Annotated in this window: 17 protein-coding genes; 14 read left to right on the forward strand and 3 right to left on the reverse strand. The window is 46.9% G+C overall.

From position 1 onward, the window contains the following. Positions 1-61: 61 nt before the first annotated feature. The gene (locus tag MHH93_RS27115) at positions 62-565 is read left to right on the forward strand and encodes a YwhD family protein (protein WP_253428974.1); all 504 of its coding nucleotides are present in this window, start codon (positions 62-64) and stop codon (positions 563-565) included. A 196-nt stretch (positions 566-761) separates the two neighbouring features. Here MHH93_RS27115 and MHH93_RS27120 read toward each other — a convergent pair whose 3' ends face one another. After that, positions 762-2,840, reverse strand: coding sequence for a transglycosylase domain-containing protein (locus tag MHH93_RS27120; protein WP_500056561.1), 2,079 nt, complete (start codon positions 2,838-2,840; stop codon positions 762-764). A gap of 412 nt (positions 2,841-3,252) precedes the next feature. On the opposite strand from MHH93_RS27120, the gene speE reads away from it, so the two are divergent. Further along, a complete protein-coding gene (gene speE / locus MHH93_RS27125; RefSeq protein WP_017691306.1) occupies positions 3,253-4,080 on the forward strand; it encodes a polyamine aminopropyltransferase in 828 nt (275 codons plus the stop codon). Positions 4,081-4,094: 14 nt separating this feature from the next. Next, positions 4,095-4,964, forward strand: coding sequence for an agmatinase (gene speB, locus MHH93_RS27130; RefSeq protein WP_278297424.1), 870 nt, complete (start codon positions 4,095-4,097; stop codon positions 4,962-4,964). Positions 4,965-5,373: 409 nt separating this feature from the next. Here speB and MHH93_RS27135 read toward each other — a convergent pair whose 3' ends face one another. Further along, positions 5,374-5,505, reverse strand: coding sequence for a hypothetical protein (locus MHH93_RS27135; RefSeq protein WP_017691304.1), 132 nt, complete (start codon positions 5,503-5,505; stop codon positions 5,374-5,376). A gap of 619 nt (positions 5,506-6,124) precedes the next feature. On the opposite strand from MHH93_RS27135, the gene MHH93_RS27140 reads away from it, so the two are divergent. The 5 genes from MHH93_RS27140 to argS all read left to right on the forward strand — a co-directional run bounded on the left by MHH93_RS27140 (position 6,125) and on the right by argS (position 11,648). Continuing rightward, positions 6,125-7,312 carry a WD40/YVTN/BNR-like repeat-containing protein gene (locus MHH93_RS27140; RefSeq protein ID WP_500056565.1) on the forward strand — a complete coding sequence of 396 codons (1,188 nt, stop codon included), beginning with the start codon at positions 6,125-6,127 and terminating at the stop codon, positions 7,310-7,312. A 218-nt stretch (positions 7,313-7,530) separates the two neighbouring features. Beyond that, complete coding sequence (locus MHH93_RS27145; RefSeq protein WP_500056567.1) at positions 7,531-9,012, forward strand: alpha-N-arabinofuranosidase; 1,482 nt, start codon at positions 7,531-7,533, stop codon at positions 9,010-9,012. Next, positions 9,012-9,281, forward strand: a complete 270-nt coding sequence (locus MHH93_RS27150; protein ID WP_237178610.1) for a DUF6171 family protein — start codon at positions 9,012-9,014, stop codon at positions 9,279-9,281. Before MHH93_RS27145 ends, MHH93_RS27150 begins: the two co-directional genes overlap by 1 nt. Before the next feature lie 265 nt (positions 9,282-9,546). Continuing rightward, positions 9,547-9,972 (forward strand): YwiB family protein, encoded by a 426-nt coding sequence (locus MHH93_RS27155; protein WP_017691299.1) that lies wholly within the window; start codon positions 9,547-9,549, stop codon positions 9,970-9,972. Further along, on the forward strand, positions 9,969-11,648 hold the full coding sequence (gene argS / locus MHH93_RS27160) for an arginine--tRNA ligase (RefSeq protein WP_500056569.1): 1,680 nt from the start codon (positions 9,969-9,971) through the stop codon (positions 11,646-11,648). Before MHH93_RS27155 ends, argS begins: the two co-directional genes overlap by 4 nt. 180 nt (positions 11,649-11,828) lie before the next feature. Here the strand turns inward: argS and MHH93_RS27165 are convergent, their stop codons facing one another. Further along, positions 11,829-12,983 carry a S8 family peptidase gene (locus MHH93_RS27165; RefSeq protein WP_500056570.1) on the reverse strand — a complete coding sequence of 385 codons (1,155 nt, stop codon included), beginning with the start codon at positions 12,981-12,983 and terminating at the stop codon, positions 11,829-11,831. Positions 12,984-13,444: 461 nt separating this feature from the next. Between MHH93_RS27165 and rpoE the strand changes: the two genes are divergently transcribed. From rpoE to rho, 6 genes are all read left to right on the forward strand, one after another. Then, positions 13,445-14,014, forward strand: coding sequence for a DNA-directed RNA polymerase subunit delta (gene rpoE / locus MHH93_RS27170; protein ID WP_500056571.1), 570 nt, complete (start codon positions 13,445-13,447; stop codon positions 14,012-14,014). A 452-nt stretch (positions 14,015-14,466) separates the two neighbouring features. After that, entirely contained in the window at positions 14,467-16,071 is a 1,605-nt protein-coding gene (pyrG, locus tag MHH93_RS27175) for a CTP synthase (protein WP_500056572.1), read from the forward strand. A gap of 226 nt (positions 16,072-16,297) precedes the next feature. Then, entirely contained in the window at positions 16,298-16,684 is a 387-nt protein-coding gene (locus tag MHH93_RS27180; protein ID WP_017691292.1) for a response regulator, read from the forward strand. 260 nt (positions 16,685-16,944) lie between these two features. Next, positions 16,945-17,799, forward strand: a complete 855-nt coding sequence (gene fba / locus MHH93_RS27185) for a class II fructose-1,6-bisphosphate aldolase (protein WP_091039193.1) — start codon at positions 16,945-16,947, stop codon at positions 17,797-17,799. Between the two features lie 147 nt (positions 17,800-17,946). Further along, complete coding sequence (gene murA, locus MHH93_RS27190; protein WP_017691290.1) at positions 17,947-19,200, forward strand: UDP-N-acetylglucosamine 1-carboxyvinyltransferase; 1,254 nt, start codon at positions 17,947-17,949, stop codon at positions 19,198-19,200. A 464-nt stretch (positions 19,201-19,664) separates the two neighbouring features. After that, positions 19,665-20,990, forward strand: a complete 1,326-nt coding sequence (rho, locus tag MHH93_RS27195; RefSeq protein ID WP_500056574.1) for a transcription termination factor Rho — start codon at positions 19,665-19,667, stop codon at positions 20,988-20,990. The last annotated feature ends 43 nt before the right edge of the window (positions 20,991-21,033 follow it).

The raw sequence follows: 21,033 nt of genomic DNA on the forward strand, positions 1-21,033 counted from the left end.
ATGTTTGCAATGGGCCAATTATTAGTTAAAATATTTGTATCAACCCTTGGAGGCTATAAACATGGACCAAAACGAGCAAAACGGCAAAAAACAGATTGCCTTGAATATCGTTAGTGCAAAGAGCAAGCATAAAGGCTTCGGTGCAGGCTCCATTGATCTGAATAACCTTTCTCCGGTCATTATTGATAATGGCGAAGCCAAAATTGATATTGGTGCGATGCATGCGAAGAGTAAAGTGGAGCGCAATATCAAGTTCTCGACGAATCGCGAAGATGTACCCAACGGACGCCAGGTATGGCTGGTGTGGGTAGCTGTAGATCGCACGGAAGAGGGGCAACTGTATGGTGGAGCAACGGCATGTGAGATGTGGATCGATACAGAAGCGAGACGCGGATGGAAACTGCTGGCTGAACATGTGAATCGCATGGATTACGCCATGAAGCGCCGTTTCATGCTGGATGAGCTGGGGCCGGAAGATCGGGCTGCACTCAAGAAGTTGCTGATCTCACATAATGAAGAATGGTGGAACGCTTCTCCAGATGAATTGAAAGAAGCACTCGCCTAAGGCAGATCGTTCAACACCGTTTAAAAGCAAAAAAAAAGGCCCCTTGACCGGAAAGTTCGGTTTGGGGTCTTTTGCTTGTGCACTAACCATATTCATCGATCTGAATAATTATGAGTTTTCATCCGCAGTGAATTTCCAAATGCCCAGTAGATGTAGTGGTCATAAGGTGACGCATTTAAGTCATTGCGCATTTGCGTCATTCTACCCACCAACGTTTGAAATCACCCCACCAGGAATGTTTTTCTTCCTGTATGCCTTGCTGATTCTGTACCTGACGGGCTTTCTCATCTTCACCAGAATCCGAATCATTCGTTGTCCCATGGCATACCTCTGTCGGTTCAGTGCCATCAATAAAAACTTCCAGACGTTTCTCTTCACAACCGTTGCCGGCCAGCTTGCCGGATTCCGGGTCGATATAGACACTTACGACATGATCAGGCACGGTGAAAATTTTGGGTGGTACACTCGCAAGTGCTTGCTCTGTGAACTGGGCAAAGATCGGTGCAGCCCGGCGGCCATCGGAAGTTGAGATGGCTTTGCCTTGGTCGTACCCAACCCATACGGCGGTAGAGAGCTCTGGTGTGAATCCAACGAGCCAGGCATCCGTATTGGTCGTCCCTGTCTTTCCGGCTACCGGACGTTTGATCGCCTTAGATACCCGGTTACCCGTTCCCCCATTTTCGAACACACTTTCCATCAAACGAGTTAGTACATAAGCCGCCGCAGGTTCCACCACGGTCTCAGCCTTGGTTTGAGGCGATTCATAGAGTACACGTCCTGCTGCATCTGTCACTTGCAGAATGGCCACAGGTGGTGTCCGTTGTCCACCAGCAGCAATGACGGAAAAGGCTGACGCCATCTCCAGCGGGCTTACAGGTGAAGTTCCCAGTGCAAGAGAGGGCACGGCGCTCAGGTTGCTTGTAATGCCGAGGTTTTTCGCCATACTTACAACTTGCTCAGGACCGATCTGCATAATGGTGTTCACCGCATAGATATTGTCTGAAGCGGCGATCGCCTGCCTAAGATCAATTTCACCCAGATACTTGTCTCCGAAATTGCCGGGTTTATAAGTTTTGCGGTCATTGTCGTAGTGGAATAGGGTAGGTTCACTGTTAAATATGGATGCACTGGTAAGCTGCTTGGACTCCAGGGCTGCCAGATACATAATGGGTTTAAACGCCGAACCTGGCTGGCGTGTTGTCGCCAGTACATGGTTAATCTGATTGGTGCGGTAATTCTTGCCGCCCACCATGGCTTTAATGTAGCCTGTCCGAGGGTCGATGGACACCAGAGCTGTCTCCAGCTCACTTTTGGCATCCATACCCTTCGCTATGGCGTCTTCAGCTGCTTTTTGTACACGCAGATCCAGGGTGGTGTAGATATTCAATCCCCCATGATCCAGCATCGCTTCACTGATTCCCAGTTCTTTGATGGCCAGATTACGGATATAGTCGCGGAAATACGGGGCACTTTCCACCGTTTTACGTTCACTTTCGGGTTTGAATGTTAGCATTTTTTCATAAGCTTTATCCGCTTCGGTCTGGGTGATCTTGCCGATATCAGCCATAGCATTCAGCACAATCTTCTGTCGGTCTTTGGCGTTTTTCATATGGTTATAGGGTGAATAGTAGGTTGGTCCTTTTGGGATTCCTGCCAGCATAGCGCTCTCTGCGAGATCCAGCTGTTTGGCTGATTTGCCAAAATACATTCGTGAAGCTGCTTCGATTCCGTATGCACCATGTCCATAATAGATTTCATTCAGATACATCTGCAAAATTTCATCCTTGCTGTATTTCATCTCCAATTGAGCCGTGTACATGGCTTCCTTGGCTTTGCGAGTCCATGTTTTCTCATGAGATAGATACAGGTTACGCGCCAGCTGTTGAGTCAATGTACTCGCACCCTGCGACATCTGCATATGTTCGAGGTTAACGAGCACAGCCCGTCCCATCCCTTGCACATCGAACCCGTAGTGATTATAGAATTTGCGGTCCTCTACAGCCAGAGTGGCATTGACCAGATCTGGAGCGATATCCTCCAGTTGAACGGGAACAGAGTCTTTGCCACCTGCGGAGAAGGTAGCGATGACTTCACCCTGACTGTCCAGTAATCTGGAATTCCGGTCAGAGTCTGCAAGAGGCAGGCTTGTTGCGTATAGGTACACCAATCCTGCAGCGGTGGCAAGCATAGCGAGCACGGCGAGCAGAGACAGGTTTTTAAACAATTTACGTACACGGAACCCGCGTTTGCGGGTCTTTTGATTTGGTTTGGTCATGGAACGGGCTCCTCTCTTTTCTTCCAGTATGGGACTTCATTGGCAGGGATATTCAATGGGGTGCATAAGCAAACAAAATGTAGCATTTTCATCGGAAAAACCGTTTTGCAGTATAAACGTCAATCGCGTATAATGCAAAAGGGTAATGAAAAGGTAAGATTCGGCACAAGATACTAAAGCGCGTAAGGACGAACAGACGAGTGGTCATTGATTCATTGATTAGTCAGACGCTCTGCACGCTCTGGTCAATTTAATCTATATAATGAAGTGAACCGCGTACCTTTCCCGCAGGCCGGCAATCATAACGCGATATGTCGCCGAACGCTGGACGTGCTTGGGCGAACCGATTATAGTGCACGGCGCTTGGTCGGGTATGGCTGATCATTAACTTTACGGAAAGAAGGTAGAGATTATGGAATTGTGGTTTACGGAGAAACAGACCCCGGTATTCGGGATCACCGCGAAGATTAAGCAGACCTATGTTACAGAGAAAACGGATTTTCAAGATTTGGCCATGGTAGAGACCGAAGAATTCGGTAACATGTTGCTTCTTGATGGCATGGTGATGACGACCGTAAAAGACGAATTCGTATATCACGAAATGGCGGCACATCCTGCGCTGAACACTCACCCGAATCCGAAAAAAGTTCTGGTTGTTGGTGGCGGCGATGGCGGAGTCATTCGTGAAGTGATCAAGCATGCTGCTGTAGAAAAAGCAGTTCTCGTCGAGATCGACGGTAAAGTCATTGAATACTCCAAAAAATATTTGCCTGAAATCGCCGGCAAGTTGGACGAGCCTAATGTTGAAGTTCTCGTTAACGACGGCTATATGCATATTATTGAACATAAAAATGAATACGATGTGATTATCGTAGACTCCACGGAGCCTGTAGGCCCGGCTGCGCCATTGTTTGAGCGTGGGTTCTACCAAGGCATCTACGAAGCACTTAAAGAAGACGGAATCTTCGTTGCTCAGACGGACAACCCTTGGTTCAAGGCGGATCTGATCCAGAAGGTGAACAAAGACGTCAAAGAAATCTTCCCGATCGTACATGTGTACGGCTGTAATATTCCAACCTATCCAAGTGGTTTGTGGACATTCACCATGGGTAGCAAGAAACATGACCCGCTCGAGGTGGATGAGACTCAAATCCCGGAGATGGATACCAAGTATTACTCTCCGCGTCTGCACAAAGCAGCATTTGTACTTCCTAAATTCGTGGAAGATTTAACGAAATAAAGGGGAAATCATTAATGAAACTGGATCAAGCTTATTCAGGAAACGTATTTATTTGCAGCTCTGAGGATTATGAGAACTCGAAAGCAGTTATCTATGGTATGCCGATGGACTACACCGTCAGTTTCCGCCCGGGTTCCCGTTTCGGCCCATCTCATATCCGTCAAGCATCGGTTGGACTTGAAGAGTACAGCCCATATCTCGACAAAAGTATTGTAGACATGACGTACTTTGACGCTGGAGACCTGCTATTGCCTTTCGGTAATGCTGGACGCAGCCTTGATGTGATTCATGAGTATATCGGCAGTCTATTGGCTGACGACAAATTCCCGGTTGGTCTCGGTGGCGAGCATCTGGTTACTTGGCCAGTCATCCAACAAATGTACAAGAAATACCCGGATCTGATCCTGATTCATATTGATGCACACGCAGACCTTCGTGAAAACTATGAAGGCGAGCCGTTGTCCCACTCCACGCCAGTGCGTAAAGCAGCGGAGTTGATGGGGGGCCAAAACATCTATCAGTTCGGTATCCGTTCCGGTTCACGTGAGGAGTTCCAGTATGGTCGCGAGAACATCAACTTCTATCCATTCGAAGTGGCAGCTCCGATGAAGGAAGCTCTTCCGAAGATGGGCAACCGTCCGGTGTATGTGACCATCGATATCGATGTGCTTGATCCTTCAGCAGCACCTGGAACAGGTACGGCAGAAGCAGGCGGTATTACGTCCAAGGAATTGCTGGAAGCCATTCACATGATCGCGGGATCTGATGTAAATGTAGTTGGCTGTGACTTGGTTGAAGTGGCACCAATCTATGATCCGACACAACAGACACAGATTGTAGCTGCGAAGCTGATCCGTGAAATGCTGCTTGGATTCGTGAAGTAATTACAGAATAATCGATACTCATAACGCTCTCTGTCTGCGCCGACTCAAATTTGCGCAGGGGAGGGCGTTTTTTTATCGTTCATGTTATCTGCCTGACTCAACTATTCCAGCTTAATGAACGGACTGGATAATCGAGCTGAAACGATTCTGCCAAACGAAATTACGAAGTTAACTTAATTTAACTTCTATGCAGAGCTATGCTATACTGACTACATAAGTATTCAGTAGTATATGAATTGATATATTACATTCGTGAAGTATATGGTGGTCGGGTTCGACCATATACTAAAAAAGAGTCTTCACCGCGCCAACGGCAAAGACTCTTAGGACCCGAAAGGCTGTGGACTGCCACGGCGTGCATGAATTAAATACGTTTATTCAAGCGAAACCCACCGTCAGGCCGCAAACCTTATGAGGTGGGTTTTCGCTTGCTACGAAACTTTTTGCGTAACCAACGGTAAAGCTTTCGTCCGCTCAGTACAATACTGAGGATCGCAGCAATCCATCGGATCACATCAAGCAACGCCACAAGTTTGACCATCGACGTCACCCCCTCTCGGGAAGCTGCGCCGTGATCTGAAAACATCCACCGTTATTCAAGAGTCCATAAAATCAATTATAGCACGTATGTTCCCATGTCTCTACCATTTATTGCTTGTATCAGTATAGGCTCGCACATCCAGATATCTTGCCTTGCCATGAATCTATCACCACACTTATGTATAATATGGAAGTAAAGGAAGGTGAATATGTATGCGTGTGATTCGATCTCAATTGAGTATGTATCCCAAATGGTTTCCTATAGTTTTTATAGTTTTTTTCATCAATTTTGTATTAGCAGTGACGGTATTTCTTAACTTCACGTTGATGTTAGCTAGCCTCGCGATGCTTTTTGCTGCATATAGTATTCGGGAATATAAATACAACAAAATATACTTTAGTTTATGCCTGTTCTTAAGTGTCAGTTTTGTTATCCTTGGTATAAGAACATTCCCCATGTAACTTAGAGTGCACAACGTTTAGTAATCAACCACCTCTGCCCGCATGATACCAATCATGGGTAAAGGTGGTTTTTTTCTTGCGAAATTGTCATCCAAGTGCACCAGATTGTTACGTTATAACCAAACAATTTGGGTAAAACCATAGAAGGAGGTGTTACGATGACAACTAAGAGTACAAGGACATGGAAACGGATTGGTGCACTCGCATTATCGTTAACGCTGGCTTGGGGGATGGGACCGATACATACGCTATCAGGCGCTAACGCTGCATCCTCGCAGGCATGTGGAAAGGGAGATCATGGACTCTCTGCTATACTGAAAAAAGGTAGTGGTGTGGAAGAGCAACGATTGCAATTTACTGACATTGATTTTCTAAATGATACGACTGGACGAGCTGGGGGTGAAGGCTTCCTGATCGGCACCTCGAATGCAGGATGTACGTGGCAGTCCATATATACCGGGCAGTGGCAATTCACACAGCTTGATTTTCCGAATAATGTGAATGGATTTGCGTTGGCACAAGTGAAAAATTCACCTGCAACCTATCTGATCCGTACCCATGATGGGGGATCGCACTGGACGCGGCTCGACACGCCCGGCATTCAATTCAAGCGAATCGATTTTCGCAATAAAGATGTAGGGTATGGTTACACCTATAATGGTGCATATCAGACGAAGGATGGCGGGGTAACCTGGAGCAAAATGAATACGCCTGCCAACACGCGTGCAGCTGTTTTTGCGACAGAGAAACAAGGGTATGCCGTCGTGGTTGTACCTGGATCGGGATATCATTTGAAGCAAACAAGTGATGGCGGCAAGAACTGGACAACCTCTCTTCGAGTTGTCTCAGACACATGGAGCGGAGCGGATCTGTATGCACATGGACAGCAAGTGTGGGCCCTTCTGTATGGTGATGCAGGCATGTCCCAGCAATCTTACTCCCTCTATGCGAGCGGTAACCAAGGCAAGAACTGGACCCAAGTATTTGCGCAATCCACAGCAGGGGGAGGGCCTGCACCCGGTACAAACAGTACGGGCAAAGGAACCGGACCAGCCAACCCAGGTGGTCATCCTGGCAACATGGCGTTGATTGGCAATCAGACGGCTTATCTATCTGCAGGTTCACCGGCAGCTGGCAAAGTGGGGATTGGACGTTCTTATGATGCAGGTTCCACGTGGAAAAACGTCGACTTGAACGATCCGGGGTACAGTTCCCGTCTTTCTTTCCCATCGGCCAAGACAGGTTGGCTCGTTGTAACAAGTGATAACTCCCCTGCGATCTATCGGACTACAGATGGCGGAACGACATGGGCACAAAAAATGTTGTTGCCCTCAGAAAAGGATTAAATAGCCTGTTAATCTGAAATAACAAAGGAGCAAATCCAAATTAGAAATGAATGAAAATCAATTTGGTATGTCTCTGCATGGATATCTATAATGAATAAGTCTCTTCCTGGCTAATGATGTGGGAAGGGGCTTGTTTGTGTAGAAATAAAAACGGTTGAAACCTGCTTTAAAACAAGTTATTGTAAGCGATAACAATACATTATATGGAGGTTGAAGTCATGGTTAATGTTATTCTAAAGGCAGATTCAGACCAAGGATTAATAAATCGCAATATATACGGTCACTTTTCCGAACACTTGGGACGTTGTATTTATGAGGGGCTGTGGGTAGGAGAAGATTCACCTATTCCGAATACGGATGGGATTCGAAATGATGTATTGACGGCCTTACAGAAGCTTAATATTCCAGTGCTCCGCTGGCCAGGCGGTTGTTTTGCCGATGAGTATCACTGGAAAGATGGTGTGGGTCCTAAAAGCAAACGTGCACGGATGATTAATACGCATTGGGGCGGAGTGGAGGAGAATAACCACTTTGGTACACATGAATTCCTGAGATTGTGTGAGTTGCTGAACACAGAGCCGTATATCAGCGGCAACCTTGGCAGTGGAACCGTTCAGGAAATGCAGGAATGGGTGGAATACATTACGTTTGATGGTGAGTCTCCTATGGCGAACTGGCGGAAACAGAATGGCCGGGAGGAACCGTGGAAGCTGAAGTATTTTGGTGTGGGTAATGAGAACTGGGGATGCGGCGGAAATATGCGTCCTGAATATTATGCGGATGAATATCGCCGATATGCTACATACGTACGTAACTATTCCGGGAATGAGATTTATAAAATTGCATGTGGCCCGAACGACAGTAACTATGAGTGGATGGAAGTGCTGATGCGAGAAGCAGCTCGATTCATGGATGGCATCAGCCTTCATTATTATACGATTCCGACTGGTGTGTGGGAGGACAAAGGGAACGCTACCGGTTTTGGAGAGGCTGAATGGTTTACCACGTTGAAGAAAACGCTGTTTATGGATGAATTGCTTGTGAAGCACTCCGAAATTATGGACAAATATGATCCAGATGGCAGGGTTGGTATCATTGTAGACGAGTGGGGAACGTGGTATAACGTTGAGCCGGGAACCAATCCGGGCTTTCTCTACCAGCAAAATACGATGCGGGATGCAGTTCTTGCAGCGGTGAACCTTAACATTTTCAATCAGCATAACAAACGGGTACAGATGGCCAACTTGGCTCAGATCGTGAACGTGCTGCAATCGCTTGTGCTCACGGAAGGGGACAAAATGCTTCTGACTCCGACGTATCATGTGTTTGATATGTATCAGGTGCATATGGATGCGCAGCGACTGGATCTGAATTATGAAAGCCCTGGATATACTTTCGGAGAAGACACCATTCCGCAGCTTAGCTTATCAGCCTCCCGCAACAAGGATGGGGCCATTCATGTGACAGCTTGTAATCTGAGCCACATCGATGAATTGGAAGTCGTGTGTCAGCTGGACGCAACTCAAGCGGCTAAAGTATACGGCCAGATTCTACACCATACTGATTTTGGTGCATTCAATACCTTTGAACAGCCGAATCATGTTCAGCCTGTGGCGTGGGAAGGACTCACACTGGAGAATAACACTTTGCGTTTTGTTCTTCCTCCAGCATCCGTTGGAGTTATCGCTATAGAGGGTTAATGATGAAAAGGCAGGAACCTTGCAAAGGTTGCAATGATCAGTATGATGTAAAGATTAGCGATGCCAAAATGGCCAGGCTTGTTGAGATTGCTTCACGCTCGCGTCCGACGGTACAGGATGAAGAATATGAGCGGCGGCTATCCATCTGCTCTGCCTGTCCGGGATTGCAATATGGCACAACCTGTCGGCACTGTGGCTGTCTCGTACAGGTGCGAGCGAAGCTGAGCGAGTCGACATGTCCGTTTCCTTATGAATCACAATGGGCCTGATCGGATGAATGAAATTTATTATAATGAAGCAAAAGGGAGTTGCACTGTACAGGTGTGACTCTTCTTTTTTGGCTTGATCAGGAAAAAACTCTGAATTTGGATTTGAATTGAGCGAGGGAACTGGATATAGTTATACAGTAGAGTGTAGGATAGCGAGCTATCCGGGAATATGAGCGCGTATAGCGACACAACAATACGGGAAGGGCTTTTCTCACCGGCCGTGCCTGATTTTGCGTCGCCTCGAATATAATGGAGGTTAACATTCATGTCGAACATGCGACCGGTACACATCCGGCTGCACAGCCGTTATGAAGGTGAAGATGTGCTGCAGGAAATGCAGGGTGAAGCCGTGTTGAAAGGGTCTGTTCTTTATGTTCGTTATGAAGAACCGCAGGTTGGGCCCGAGGGAGGCACAACTCGTACCACATTGAAGCTGGGCGGACAATCCATCAAGATTATACGTCATGGTGAAGTGGAATCGGAGCAGACTTTTGAATTGAATCGGAAGCTTCCTGGTTTCTACCGATCACCATACATGTCGTTTGCCTTGTCCACGCATACACAGAAGCTGGAACTTTCCATTCAGGGATTGAGCGCACGCGCAGCGTGGAGCTACGACTTTTACCGCTTTGATGAAGAATCCGGACATTTCGCGATTAGTTTGCATATACAGGAGGAACCAATTTCATGACACGTAATCCACTAGATACGATTAACGAACGGGTAAGCACGGCCATCGGCAACGCCATTGTGGCGGCCGGAATTGTTACGCAGGAAGAATTGCCAGCCATCACATTGGAAGTACCCCGTGAGAAGACACACGGAGACTTGGCTACCAATGCTGCCATGCAGCTGACCAAGATTGCCAAGCGTAATCCGCGTCAGATTGCTGAAGAGATCATTGCTAATCTGAATCTGGCTGAAGCCGGAATTGAGAAGGCTGAGATTGCCGGTCCAGGATTCATTAACTTTAAGTTGGACAAGAGTTACCTTTATCCAGTACTTGCGCTTGTGCAGGAGCAGGGCAAAGACTACGGAAGAATTAGCATCGGAGAAGGACGCAAAGTCGAGATGGAGTTCGTCAGTGCCAACCCAACAGGCAGTCTGCATCTGGGTCATGCCCGTGGAGCAGCTGTAGGTGATGCTCTGTGTAACATCCTTGACTATGCTGGATATGAAGTAACCCGTGAATACTACATCAATGATGCAGGTAATCAGGTGTTTAATCTGGCTCGTTCCATTGAAGCTCGTTATCTGCAAGAGCTGGGTCAGGATGCTGAGATGCCTGAAGACGGTTATCACGGTGAGGATATTAAAGGATTTGCCAAGCAACTCGTTGCTGAAAAGGGCGATGAATTGTTGTCCATGCATCCGGGTGACCGTGCAGCTTATTTCCGTGACTTTGGACTGGAGAAGGAACTGGACAAGATCAAACGTGACTTGAATCGCTTCCGTGTTAACTTTGATATCTGGTTCAGCGAAACCTCCCTGTATGACAACGGAGAAGTTTTGCGAGTACTTGATGAATTGCGCGACCGCGATGAGATCTATGAGCAAGATGGAGCAACTTGGCTGAAAACGATGCAATACGGTGATGACAAAGAACGTGTGTTGATCAAGAACGATGGCACGTATACTTACCTGACGCCAGATATTGCTTATCACCGTGATAAATATGCTCGTGGATACGACACGATGATCAACATCTGGGGTGCGGATCACCACGGATATATTCCACGGATGAAAGCTGCAATGCAAGCACTGGGCAATGACCCTGAAAAATTGGTGGTCTTGATTGCACAGATGGTTAGCTTGTTCCAAAACGGCGAGAAAGTAAAAATGTCCAAACGTACGGGTAAGGCGGTAACGATGGAAGACTTAATGGATGAAGTGGGCATTGATGCCATCCGTTATTTCTTCACGATGCGCAGTATGGACTCCCATCTGGACTTTGACATGGACCTGGCGATTTCGACATCCAATGAAAATCCGGTGTTCTACGTGCAATACGCACATGCGCGCGTGTGCAGTGTGTATCGTCAGGCTGAAGAACAAGGTATTGAACTGCTGCCACTGGCACAGATCGACCTGTCCAAGCTGACAACAGAGCACGAATATGACCTTCTTCGCAAAATGGGAGAGCTGCCTGAAGAAATCGCGGCAGCGGCAACAGGGTATGCGCCTCATCGTATCATCCGTTATGTATACGAGCTGGCATCCTTGTTCCACAGCTACTATCGTGCAGAACGTGTCATTACGGAAGACGCGCAGCAAACTCAGGCACGTCTGGCACTGATCGGTGCTGTGCGTACCGTTATCGCAACGGCGCTTCGTCTGGTAGGCGTAACCGCTCCGGACAAAATGTAACTCAGGCTCGCGGCATATCGCCGCTCTGCCCAAAGTAAAAAGTCTCCATGCCCACGTTGCGTCATCAACGTGGTATATGGAGACTTTTTTGTTGTGTTTCCCGGGGCTGGGTTAATAGGATTCACCAAGCATCAAGTTTAAGGGAGTCCTGCCTACAGCGACACAGAGCAAGAGGGCGTCTTACTCCCCGCCTTCCTGCATTAGCCGCAGGGCGTCAATCTCACCGCCGCGTACCTTGCTTTTTGCAGTGGTGGTTTTGCGGGCACGCAAAGGGATTGTAGCACGTTTCACGAGTGTCTTGATTTCGCTGGGGGATAACCCTGGATGTTTTGAAAGTAGCAAAGCGATAGCGCCACTCACATGGGAGGTCGCCATGGAGGTGCCGCTCATCTCGTTATGCTTGCCTTGTATCCAGGAGGAGACGATCTTATCGCCAGGCGCATAGACATCCACGTATGCACCGCGATTGCTGAAGGACGCAATACGTCTGTTTTTGTCGGTTGCTCCAACAGAAATGGTCTGGGGATAACGTGCTGGATAATCAATACTACGGCGTTTGCCATCATTTCCAGATGAAGCAACAATGACGATTCCGGCATGGTACGCACGGTTGACAACGTCAAGAAGCGCCTTGCTGCGTGTTTTCATGCCAAAGCTCATATTGATGATATCGACCTTGTTGCGTACACACCAGTCTATGCCAAGCACAATGTCGGATACATAAGCCGATCCGTTGTGGTCAAATGCCTTCACGGGATAGATCAGAGAGCGTGGAGCTACACCAATCATGCCGGCGGTGCTGTTGGCTGCGGCGATCGTTCCTGCAATGTGGGTGCCGTGTCCGTTGTCATCATGTGGTAGCAGGCTGCGGTTTAACAGATTAATGCCGCGTGCCAGGGAATATCGAAGATCAGGATGATGGTAATCAGCACCTGTATCAATTACACCGATTTTAATCCGGTGTCCGGTAGACACAGACCATACTTTGGGTGCCCGGATCTGCTTCACTCCCCAGGGTATGCCTTGGGCATTGCTCGGTCTGCTGTGGAGTGCGGTGGCATGAAGGGAGATGGGTATGTCTTCTTCAATCGTAATCTCATCCCCATAGCGGTATAAGTCCTCTGGGCGTTGCACTGTAGCGATAATGGAACGGGCTAGTCGCGAGGAGCGGACGGTCTCGAGGTCGGTAAATTCATTTCGCATCCGGGATAACTCCACGAGACAGGCTTCGTATTGCTGCGGTTTGGCAAATCGGATCAAATATCGCCCTCCCTGCTCTGGTTCAGGGCGGCGCATTCCGTCAATCAATTGATGCAATAAACCAGTATAGTCCATAATGGGCAGCCCCCTTCGGGATGAACATGCTGAGGTATTCTATGAATGCGCTCATCCCGCCGCATGGGGAACTTGCCCTTTTTTTACAAAAACACATTCTCTTCGTGTCAAAACGGGCGCAGGGACATATGATGGATGGAGAGCTAGAGGGCTCTTGCGGGGAACCTGGTGAGGAGCAATCCTTCAAGGGTATACAGTCAGAAGGCGGAGGGGACTCCGTCTTTTTTAATATGGAGATGTCTCTTTGGTAATGAAGGCTACGTATGAGTTTAATGTCACATCGCGTTGAATATATTGGACGGATTGGAGCTGCTTTCCGCATTTGCGTCACATCCGTACATAAAAACTTGCTTTTTAACGCTAAATAGGTTTTACTTAGGTTTGTTAATGGATATGTTATACGTAACAGTCCAGTTCGTAGGGGTTAAAAAGTGAATTTTGTGTGAGAGGAAGTGTCTGCAGTGAGTACCTCGCTCAATTTGAAAATTGATAAAGAAAAGGTAAGAGAGATCCCTTTGGTGGACCTTGCCTTTATGGTGCTGAAAGCGGCTAATACGCCGTATTACTATCGTGACTTGATGAATGAGGTAGCGAAGCAGCGCGGAATGACTGATGAAGAAATCAACGAGTTTATCGCCCAGCTATATACCGAGATTAATATCGATGGTCGTTTTGCTTGCGTCGGTACAAGTCTTTGGGGCTTAAAACGCTGGTATCCGGTAGCTGGAACAGAAGATTCCATGACGGGTGCGAAGCGTCCGCGTATCATCAACGATGAAGATGATGATCTGGAAGATGAAGACTTCGGTGAAGAAGAAGATAGCTATAACAGCGATGAAGACTTCGACAGCGCGGATAAAGACGAAGATGAAGACGAAGAAGATGAAGACGAAGACGACATCTTTGATGAAGAAGACAGCGAAGAAGAAGTGCTGGTCGAAGATGACGATCTGGAAGATGAAGACCTCGAAGAAGACGAAGAAGAGTCCGAAAACGAGGATGAATTTGACGACGATTCTGATAATCGGTAGTCATTTTTGACGTCTATAATTTACCCGTTTCCCCGGAATAGTCAGCCTTGACAGCGGACGGGGTAACGGGTAAACTATTGCATGGGCTTATGAATGAGCGACAATATATTTATGTTTTTTATAGAAGGTGCCCCGTCCTGCGGGAGTACTTTTTTTTGTATTTTTAGAGGCATAATTTTGCAAAATGATTGTTTTCCGTATGCTCCCGGCCAACATTTCGTGGCCCGTTTTTGTATATCAAAAACACGGAATGAAATGAAGGCTACCGGAATATTTGCACCATTTTTTGCTGTAGAACAACGTGTATTCAAACCGTCTTCGCAGAAAGAGCAGTTCGCAGATGCAGGGAATTTCTGCCATTGCTCTTTTTAACGATGATTACCTGGGAAACAGGTTACGATAACACCATATATCGCCTGAATTTCTGTACTTATATTAGGAGGGTAATAACAGTGACAAAGTATATTTTCGTGACAGGCGGAGTTGTGTCCTCCCTGGGCAAAGGGATTACAGCTGCTTCGCTGGGCAGATTGCTGAAAAACAGAGGGCTTAAAGTAACGATCCAAAAATTTGATCCATATATCAACATCGACCCGGGGACGATGAGTCCGTATCAGCACGGCGAGGTTTTTGTAACGGATGATGGCGCGGAAACGGATCTGGACCTTGGCCACTATGAACGTTTTATTGATATCAACCTCTCCAAAAACAGCAACGTCACGACTGGTAAAGTATACTCTTCCGTCATCAGCAAAGAGCGACGCGGGGAATATCTGGGCGGAACGGTACAAGTTATTCCACACATTACGAACGAGATCAAAGAGCGTGTATTCCGCGCTGGACGTGAAGCGGGTTCGGATGTGGTTATTACGGAAATTGGTGGAACAGTGGGCGACATCGAGAGTTTGCCTTTCCTGGAAGCCATTCGTCAGATCAAGAGTGATGTAGGCCGCGACAATGTGATGTACATCCACGTAACACTTATTCCTTATATCAAAGCAGCTGGTGAAGTGAAAACAAAACCAACGCAGCATAGTGTTAAGGAACTCCGCAGCATCGGTATTCAACCGAATGTGATTGTATGTCGTACGGAGTATAAATTGTCTGATGACATGAAAGCCAAGATCGCTCTCTTCTGCGACATTGATGAGAATGCCGTGGTTGAATGTCGCGATGCAGACACCTTGTATCAAGTGCCTTTGAACCTGCGTGAAGAAGGCTTGGATGAGATCGTGGTAAATCACCTGAAACTGACTACTCCTGCACCGGATATGAGCGAGTGGGAAGGGTTGGTTAACCGGATCAACAAGCTGGAGCATACGGTTGAGATCGCTATTGTTGGTAAATATGTAGCGCTGCATGATGCATACCTGAGTGTTGTTGAGTCGTTGTCTCACGCAGGATTTGCATCCAATGCCGATGTCAAAATTCGCTGGGTTCCTTCGGAAGATATTACCGATGAAAATGTAGGCGACCTGTTACATGGTATTGGCGGTATCCTTGTTCCTGGTGGCTTCGGAGATCGGGGTATTGAAGGTAAAGTATCGGCAATCCGTTATGCACGTGAGAAACAAATTCCGTTCTTCGGTATTTGCCTGGGTATGCAGGTTTCTGTTATCGAATATGCACGTTCCATCGTTGGTTTGAATGGTGCGAACAGCTCCGAGATTAATCCGGCTACCGAATTCCCGGTGATTGATCTGTTGCCTGAGCAAAAAGATATTGAAAATTTGGGTGGTACGATGCGTCTGGGTCTGTATCCTTGTAAGCTTCAGGAAGGTTCTTTGGCAATGGCTTGTTATGATGACGAGCTGGTGTATGAGAGACACCGTCACCGGTATGAGTTCAACAACGAATACCGTGAAACGATCGAAAAAGCAGGACTGGTTATCTCGGGCACATCCCCGGATGGACGTCTGGTTGAGATCGTGGAACTTCCTGGACACCCTTGGTTCTTGGCGGTACAATTCCATCCGGAATTCACTTCCCGTCCGAACCGTCCGCAACCATTGTTCCGTGAATTCGTGAAAGCTTCATTGGAGAATGCACAAAAATAATAAAGTTTTAGTGTTAACGTAATAGATATTGGGGATGTTCATGGCAGCCGTAGCGGATGCCGGAACATCTCTTTTTTTGCGTAAAAAACAGGTGGAAATGCTTTTTGTCATTTTGTAAAGGTAGCAGGATTTTAATGGAAGAGGTAGAATACTTATCATGACGACTATGGGATAGTTATCCAGATTCGAAGACGTACATGCTTTCCTAATTCTAGGAGGTTACAGAGTGGAAGATAAAAAAGTTTTGATTGTTGATGACCAGAATGGAATTCGAATCCTGTTAATGGAAGTGTTCAGCAGTGAAGGGTATAACACGTTTCAAGCACCCAACGGCAAGGTTGCTCTGGAGATTGTGAATAATGACAAGCCTGACCTGGTATTGCTCGATATGAAGATTCCAGGAATGGACGGTCTGGAAATTCTAAAGCATATTAAAGAAATTGATCCGGGTATCAAGGTGATCATGATGACTGCTTATGGTGAACTGGACATGATTAAGGAAGCCACGGATCTCGGAGCCCTCATGCACTTTACGAAACCGTTTGATATCGACGAGATGCGAGTGGCTGTGAATATGCAACTTCGCAATGGTACTGCCAATAAATGCAGCTGAATCCTGTTGATACAGGATTTTTTTGCGTGTGGAGAACATAGAAGGTGCTTGGTGGGAGAATGGGGTATTTCACTCCTTCATCCGGGGAATATTGGAAATGGGGAAGTTATAAAGCGGTGTCTATGAAAACTGTGCTGCAAAGCACAGCATTTTTGCAAATGCTTGTTTAGTATTTGACATGGGATGTGGTATAATAAGCCCGTATGTGATTTCGGCTAAAAACCATAGACACAACCCAAACCCCTAGGAGGATTGAAACCATGCCATTAGTATCTATGACAGACATGTTGAACAAAGCACTTGAAGGAAAATATGCAGTTGGTCAATACAACATCAATAACCTTGAGTGGACTCAAGCGATTCTTGGTGCTGCTGAAGAAGAGAAATCCCCAGTAATCCTGGGTGTATCCGAAGGCGCAGCGCGTCACATGGGCGGCTTCTACACTGTAGTTAAAATGGTAGAAGGACTCATTCACGACATGAAAATCTCCGTACCAGTTGCTATTCACCTGGACCACGGTTCAAGCTTCGACAAGTGTAAAGAAGCGATCGATGCTGGATTTACATCCGTAATGATCGACGGTTCCCACCACTCTATCGATGAGAACATCGAAATGACTAAAAAAGTTGTTGAATATGCACACGCTAAAGGCGTTTCTGTAGAAGCTGAAGTAGGTACTGTAGGCGGACAAGAAGACGACGTTATCGGCGGAATCATGTACGCTGACCTGAACGAATGTATCCGTATCGTTAAAGAAACAGGTATCGACACATTGGCACCTGCTCTTGGTTCTGTACACGGTCCTTACCATGGCGAGCCTAACCTGGGCTTCAAAGAAATGGAAGAAGTTCGTGACGCGGTACAAGTTCCACTCGTATTGCACGGTGGTACAGGTATTCCTAAACACGACATCGACAAAGCCATTTCCCTGGGTACATCCAAAATCAACGTAAACACAGAGAACCAAATTGCTTTCTCCAAAGTGGTTCGTGAAGTGCTTGCAGCTAAACCAGATGCTTACGATCCACGTACGTTCATCGTACCAGGCCGTGATGCAATCAAAGAAACCGTTAAAGGTAAAATCCGCGAGTTTGGTTCCAACAACAAAGCGTAATTTATCTTTACCAGTTCCATACTGTGAAATGGAAAAACACCGCCTAGCCGGTGTCTTTCCATTTTCACACCTTATTTCTACATCGGAAGCCATCAGCACGTATTGCCGTTCATCGGCTGCAAAACACGTAGGGGGACATTAAGCTTTATGGAAAAATTGATGATTAGTGGCGGACGTCCGTTACAGGGAACTGTAACTATAAGCGGCGCCAAGAACAGCGCCATTGCGCTTATTCCTGCAGCATTGCTTGCCGAGTCAGAAGTCGTGTTGGACAACCTGCCGCTTTTGAGTGACGTGGCGGTTTATGCAGAAATTTTGGAGGAACTCGGAGCACGTGTGACTTGGGAAGGCAGTCAGATGAAAATTGACCCTTCTGATATCAAATCCATTCCTATGCCGAATGGTCCAGTGAAGAAGCTTCGCGCTTCGTATTATATGATGGGTGCATTACTGGGACGTTTTAAAGAAGCAACGATAGGTTTACCAGGGGGCTGTAATTTTGAGCCTCGTCCAATTGATCAACATATCAAAGGATTTGAAGCGCTTGGCGCAACCGTAACGAACGAACATGGCTCCATTCATTTGCATGCCAAAGAGCTGCGCGGAGCAAAAATATATCTTGATGTAAGCAGTGTCGGCGCAACCATTAATATCATGCTGGCGGCTACTCGTGCCAAAGGCTCTACAATTATCGAAAACGCGGCTAAAGAGCCTGAGATTATAGATGTAGCAACACTTCTGAATTCCATGGGTGCCAGCATCAAGGGTGCAGGTACCGAAACAATCCGTATTGAAGGGGTCTCGGAGCTGAAAGGCTGCCGTCATTCCATCATTCCGGACCGTATCCAAGCGGGTACGTATATGATCGCTGCAGCGGCGACGCGCGGAGATGTTCTGATTGACAATGTGATTCCGAAACACCTGGAAGCTTTAACGGCAAAGCTGTTGGAGATGGGTGTTGGTATTGAAGAATTGGATGAAAGTATACGTGTTATTGGCAAACCGAGCTATAATCATGTCGACGTGAAGGCACTTGTGTATCCTGGTTTTCCGACGGATCTACAGTCACCAATGACCAGCGTTTTAACACAGGCAACTGGTGTAAGTGTCCTGAGCGACTTTGTATACAGCAATCGGTTCAAGCATGTGCCTGAGTTGGTACGGATGGGCGCAAAGATTCGAGTAGAAGGACGGTCAGCGATTATTGAAGGCAGTGCCTTAAACGCGGCCAAAGTAAAAGCATCCGATCTTCGCGCTGGAGCAGCGCTGGTGATAGCAGGTCTCACCGTCAGTGAAGGTGTGACTGAAGTAACCGGGGTCGAATATATCGACCGTGGTTATGATCATCTAGTAACTAATCTGCGCCTGCTCGGTGCAGATGTGTGGCGGGAAACGGATTAACAGGAAGCATGATGCAGGATTCAGTTATACACATGTTTATTTTAACTGAACTGCATATCTTTTCGATGATTAGGCAAACCTGTTTTAATAGAGTTCTCAGTCTCTCCGGCATAAGACGAAATGTTCCTGTTTCCTTTACCGGAGGGTCTTTTTTTGAATTAAACTTCATATGGCTGTAAGAACATCATTTCTCATCCCCAAACCCCGGTTTTGTTTGAACTGCGCTCCATAGCCGGTCTATCCGGATTGATCGCCTCATTGCATCGTTCACTCAATAGCGGATCTTGCCGAATGTTGGCCATCCCACCCGGAAAACTTACACTCTAAGACAAGTATTTGCATTATAACGGTTACATTCCGTACAATGGACAGAAGAGATTGTGGCAGACGCTGCACTCTATAGCCGGAACATCTAGCGAAACTATCCATCACACGGACTTATTAATTGAATAGGTGGTTATTATATGGATCTACAAATTTCCGATTTGGAAGAAATGAAACTAACGGACCTTTACAAACTGGCCAAAAAATATCAGATACCTTACTATGGTACGTTAAAAAAGAAAGAATTAATCTTTGCCATACTACGCGCACAAGCTGAACAGAGTGGACTGATGTTCATGCAAGGCGTGCTCGAAATTCTACCTGAAGGTTACGGATTTCTACGGCCGATTAACTACTTGCCAAGTACGGAAGACATCTATATCTCAGCTTCTCAGATTCGCAAGTTTGACCTAAGAACAGGTGACCTCGTATCAGGTAAGTGTAGAACACCTAAGGAAAACGAGAGATACTTCGGTTTGTTGCAAGTCAACGCTGTGAATGGTGAGAATCCATCGGCGGCTGCAGAGCGACTTCACTTCCCGGCACTAACCCCACTGTATCCGCAGAAAAAACTGGTTCTCGAAACATCCCCCAACCATTTGTCCACACGAATTATGGATGTGCTCGCCCCGGTAGGATTGGGACAGCGCGGATTGATTGTAGCACCTCCCAAAGCGGGTAAAACGCTTCTCCTCAAAGAAATTGCCAACAGCATCTCAACTAACAATCCTGAAATTGAACTATTTGTCCTGTTGATTGATGAACGTCCAGAGGAAGTAACGGATATGTCGCGTTCTGTTAAAGGGGAAGTTGTGGCTTCGACATTTGATGAACTGCCTGAGAATCATATCAAGGTGGCGGAATTGGTACTTGAGCGTGCGCTTCGTCTCGTTGAGGCTAAAAAGGATGTTGTTATCCTGTTGGATAGTATTACGCGTCTTGCCCGTGCGTATAACCTGGTTATTCCACCATCCGGTCGTACACTTAGTGGTGGTATTGATCCAGCTGCGTTCCATCGTCCGAAACGTTTCTTCGGTTCTGCCCGGAATGTGGAAGAAGGCGGAAGCTTGACGATCCTGGCAACGGCATTAATTGATACCGGATCACGTATGGATGATGTCATTTATGAGGAGTTTAAAGGTACAGGAAATATGGAGCTTCATTTGGACCGCAAACTGGCAGAACGTCGTATTTTCCCTGCGATCGACATTCGTCGCTCTGGTACGCGTCGTGAAGAAGTGCTGCTCAGCAAAGAAGAACTGGATACAATTTGGGCGATTCGCAAGAATATGAATGACTCCCATGACTTTGTTGAAGGTTTCCTGAAGAAACTTCGTAACAGCAAAACGAATGCAGAGTTTTTGGCAGCATTTGATTCGGCTGGTAATACCCCAACAAGCAATTCGGGGACAACAACAACCCGTCGCACACCTAGACAGACAGCTACGTCAGGTACATCGACTTAAGTGTCGTTTGACTAATCAATTTCTTTTTACAGCATTGCTGTAA

It is taken from the genome of Priestia sp. FSL H7-0729 (genome assembly GCF_038005685.1).
Taxonomy (GTDB): Bacteria; Bacillota; Bacilli; order Paenibacillales; family Paenibacillaceae; genus Paenibacillus.

Excerpts from the sequence above, each read along its gene's own strand:
- MHH93_RS27115 (WP_253428974.1), top strand. The coding sequence starts at position 62 with ATGGACCAAAACGAGCAAAACGGCAAAAAACAGATTGCCTTGAATATC.
- MHH93_RS27120 (WP_500056561.1), bottom strand. The coding sequence starts at position 2,840 with ATGACCAAACCAAATCAAAAGACCCGCAAACGCGGGTTCCGTGTACGT.
- speE (WP_017691306.1), top strand. The coding sequence starts at position 3,253 with ATGGAATTGTGGTTTACGGAGAAACAGACCCCGGTATTCGGGATCACC.
- speB (WP_278297424.1), top strand. The coding sequence starts at position 4,095 with ATGAAACTGGATCAAGCTTATTCAGGAAACGTATTTATTTGCAGCTCT.
- MHH93_RS27135 (WP_017691304.1), bottom strand. The coding sequence starts at position 5,505 with ATGGTCAAACTTGTGGCGTTGCTTGATGTGATCCGATGGATTGCTGCG.
- MHH93_RS27140 (WP_500056565.1), top strand. The coding sequence starts at position 6,125 with ATGACAACTAAGAGTACAAGGACATGGAAACGGATTGGTGCACTCGCA.
- MHH93_RS27145 (WP_500056567.1), top strand. The coding sequence starts at position 7,531 with ATGGTTAATGTTATTCTAAAGGCAGATTCAGACCAAGGATTAATAAAT.
- MHH93_RS27150 (WP_237178610.1), top strand. The coding sequence starts at position 9,012 with ATGATGAAAAGGCAGGAACCTTGCAAAGGTTGCAATGATCAGTATGAT.
- MHH93_RS27155 (WP_017691299.1), top strand. The coding sequence starts at position 9,547 with ATGTCGAACATGCGACCGGTACACATCCGGCTGCACAGCCGTTATGAA.
- argS (WP_500056569.1), top strand. The coding sequence starts at position 9,969 with ATGACACGTAATCCACTAGATACGATTAACGAACGGGTAAGCACGGCC.
- MHH93_RS27165 (WP_500056570.1), bottom strand. The coding sequence starts at position 12,983 with ATGGACTATACTGGTTTATTGCATCAATTGATTGACGGAATGCGCCGC.
- fba (WP_091039193.1), top strand. The coding sequence starts at position 16,945 with ATGCCATTAGTATCTATGACAGACATGTTGAACAAAGCACTTGAAGGA.
- murA (WP_017691290.1), top strand. The coding sequence starts at position 17,947 with ATGGAAAAATTGATGATTAGTGGCGGACGTCCGTTACAGGGAACTGTA.
- rho (WP_500056574.1), top strand. The coding sequence starts at position 19,665 with ATGGATCTACAAATTTCCGATTTGGAAGAAATGAAACTAACGGACCTT.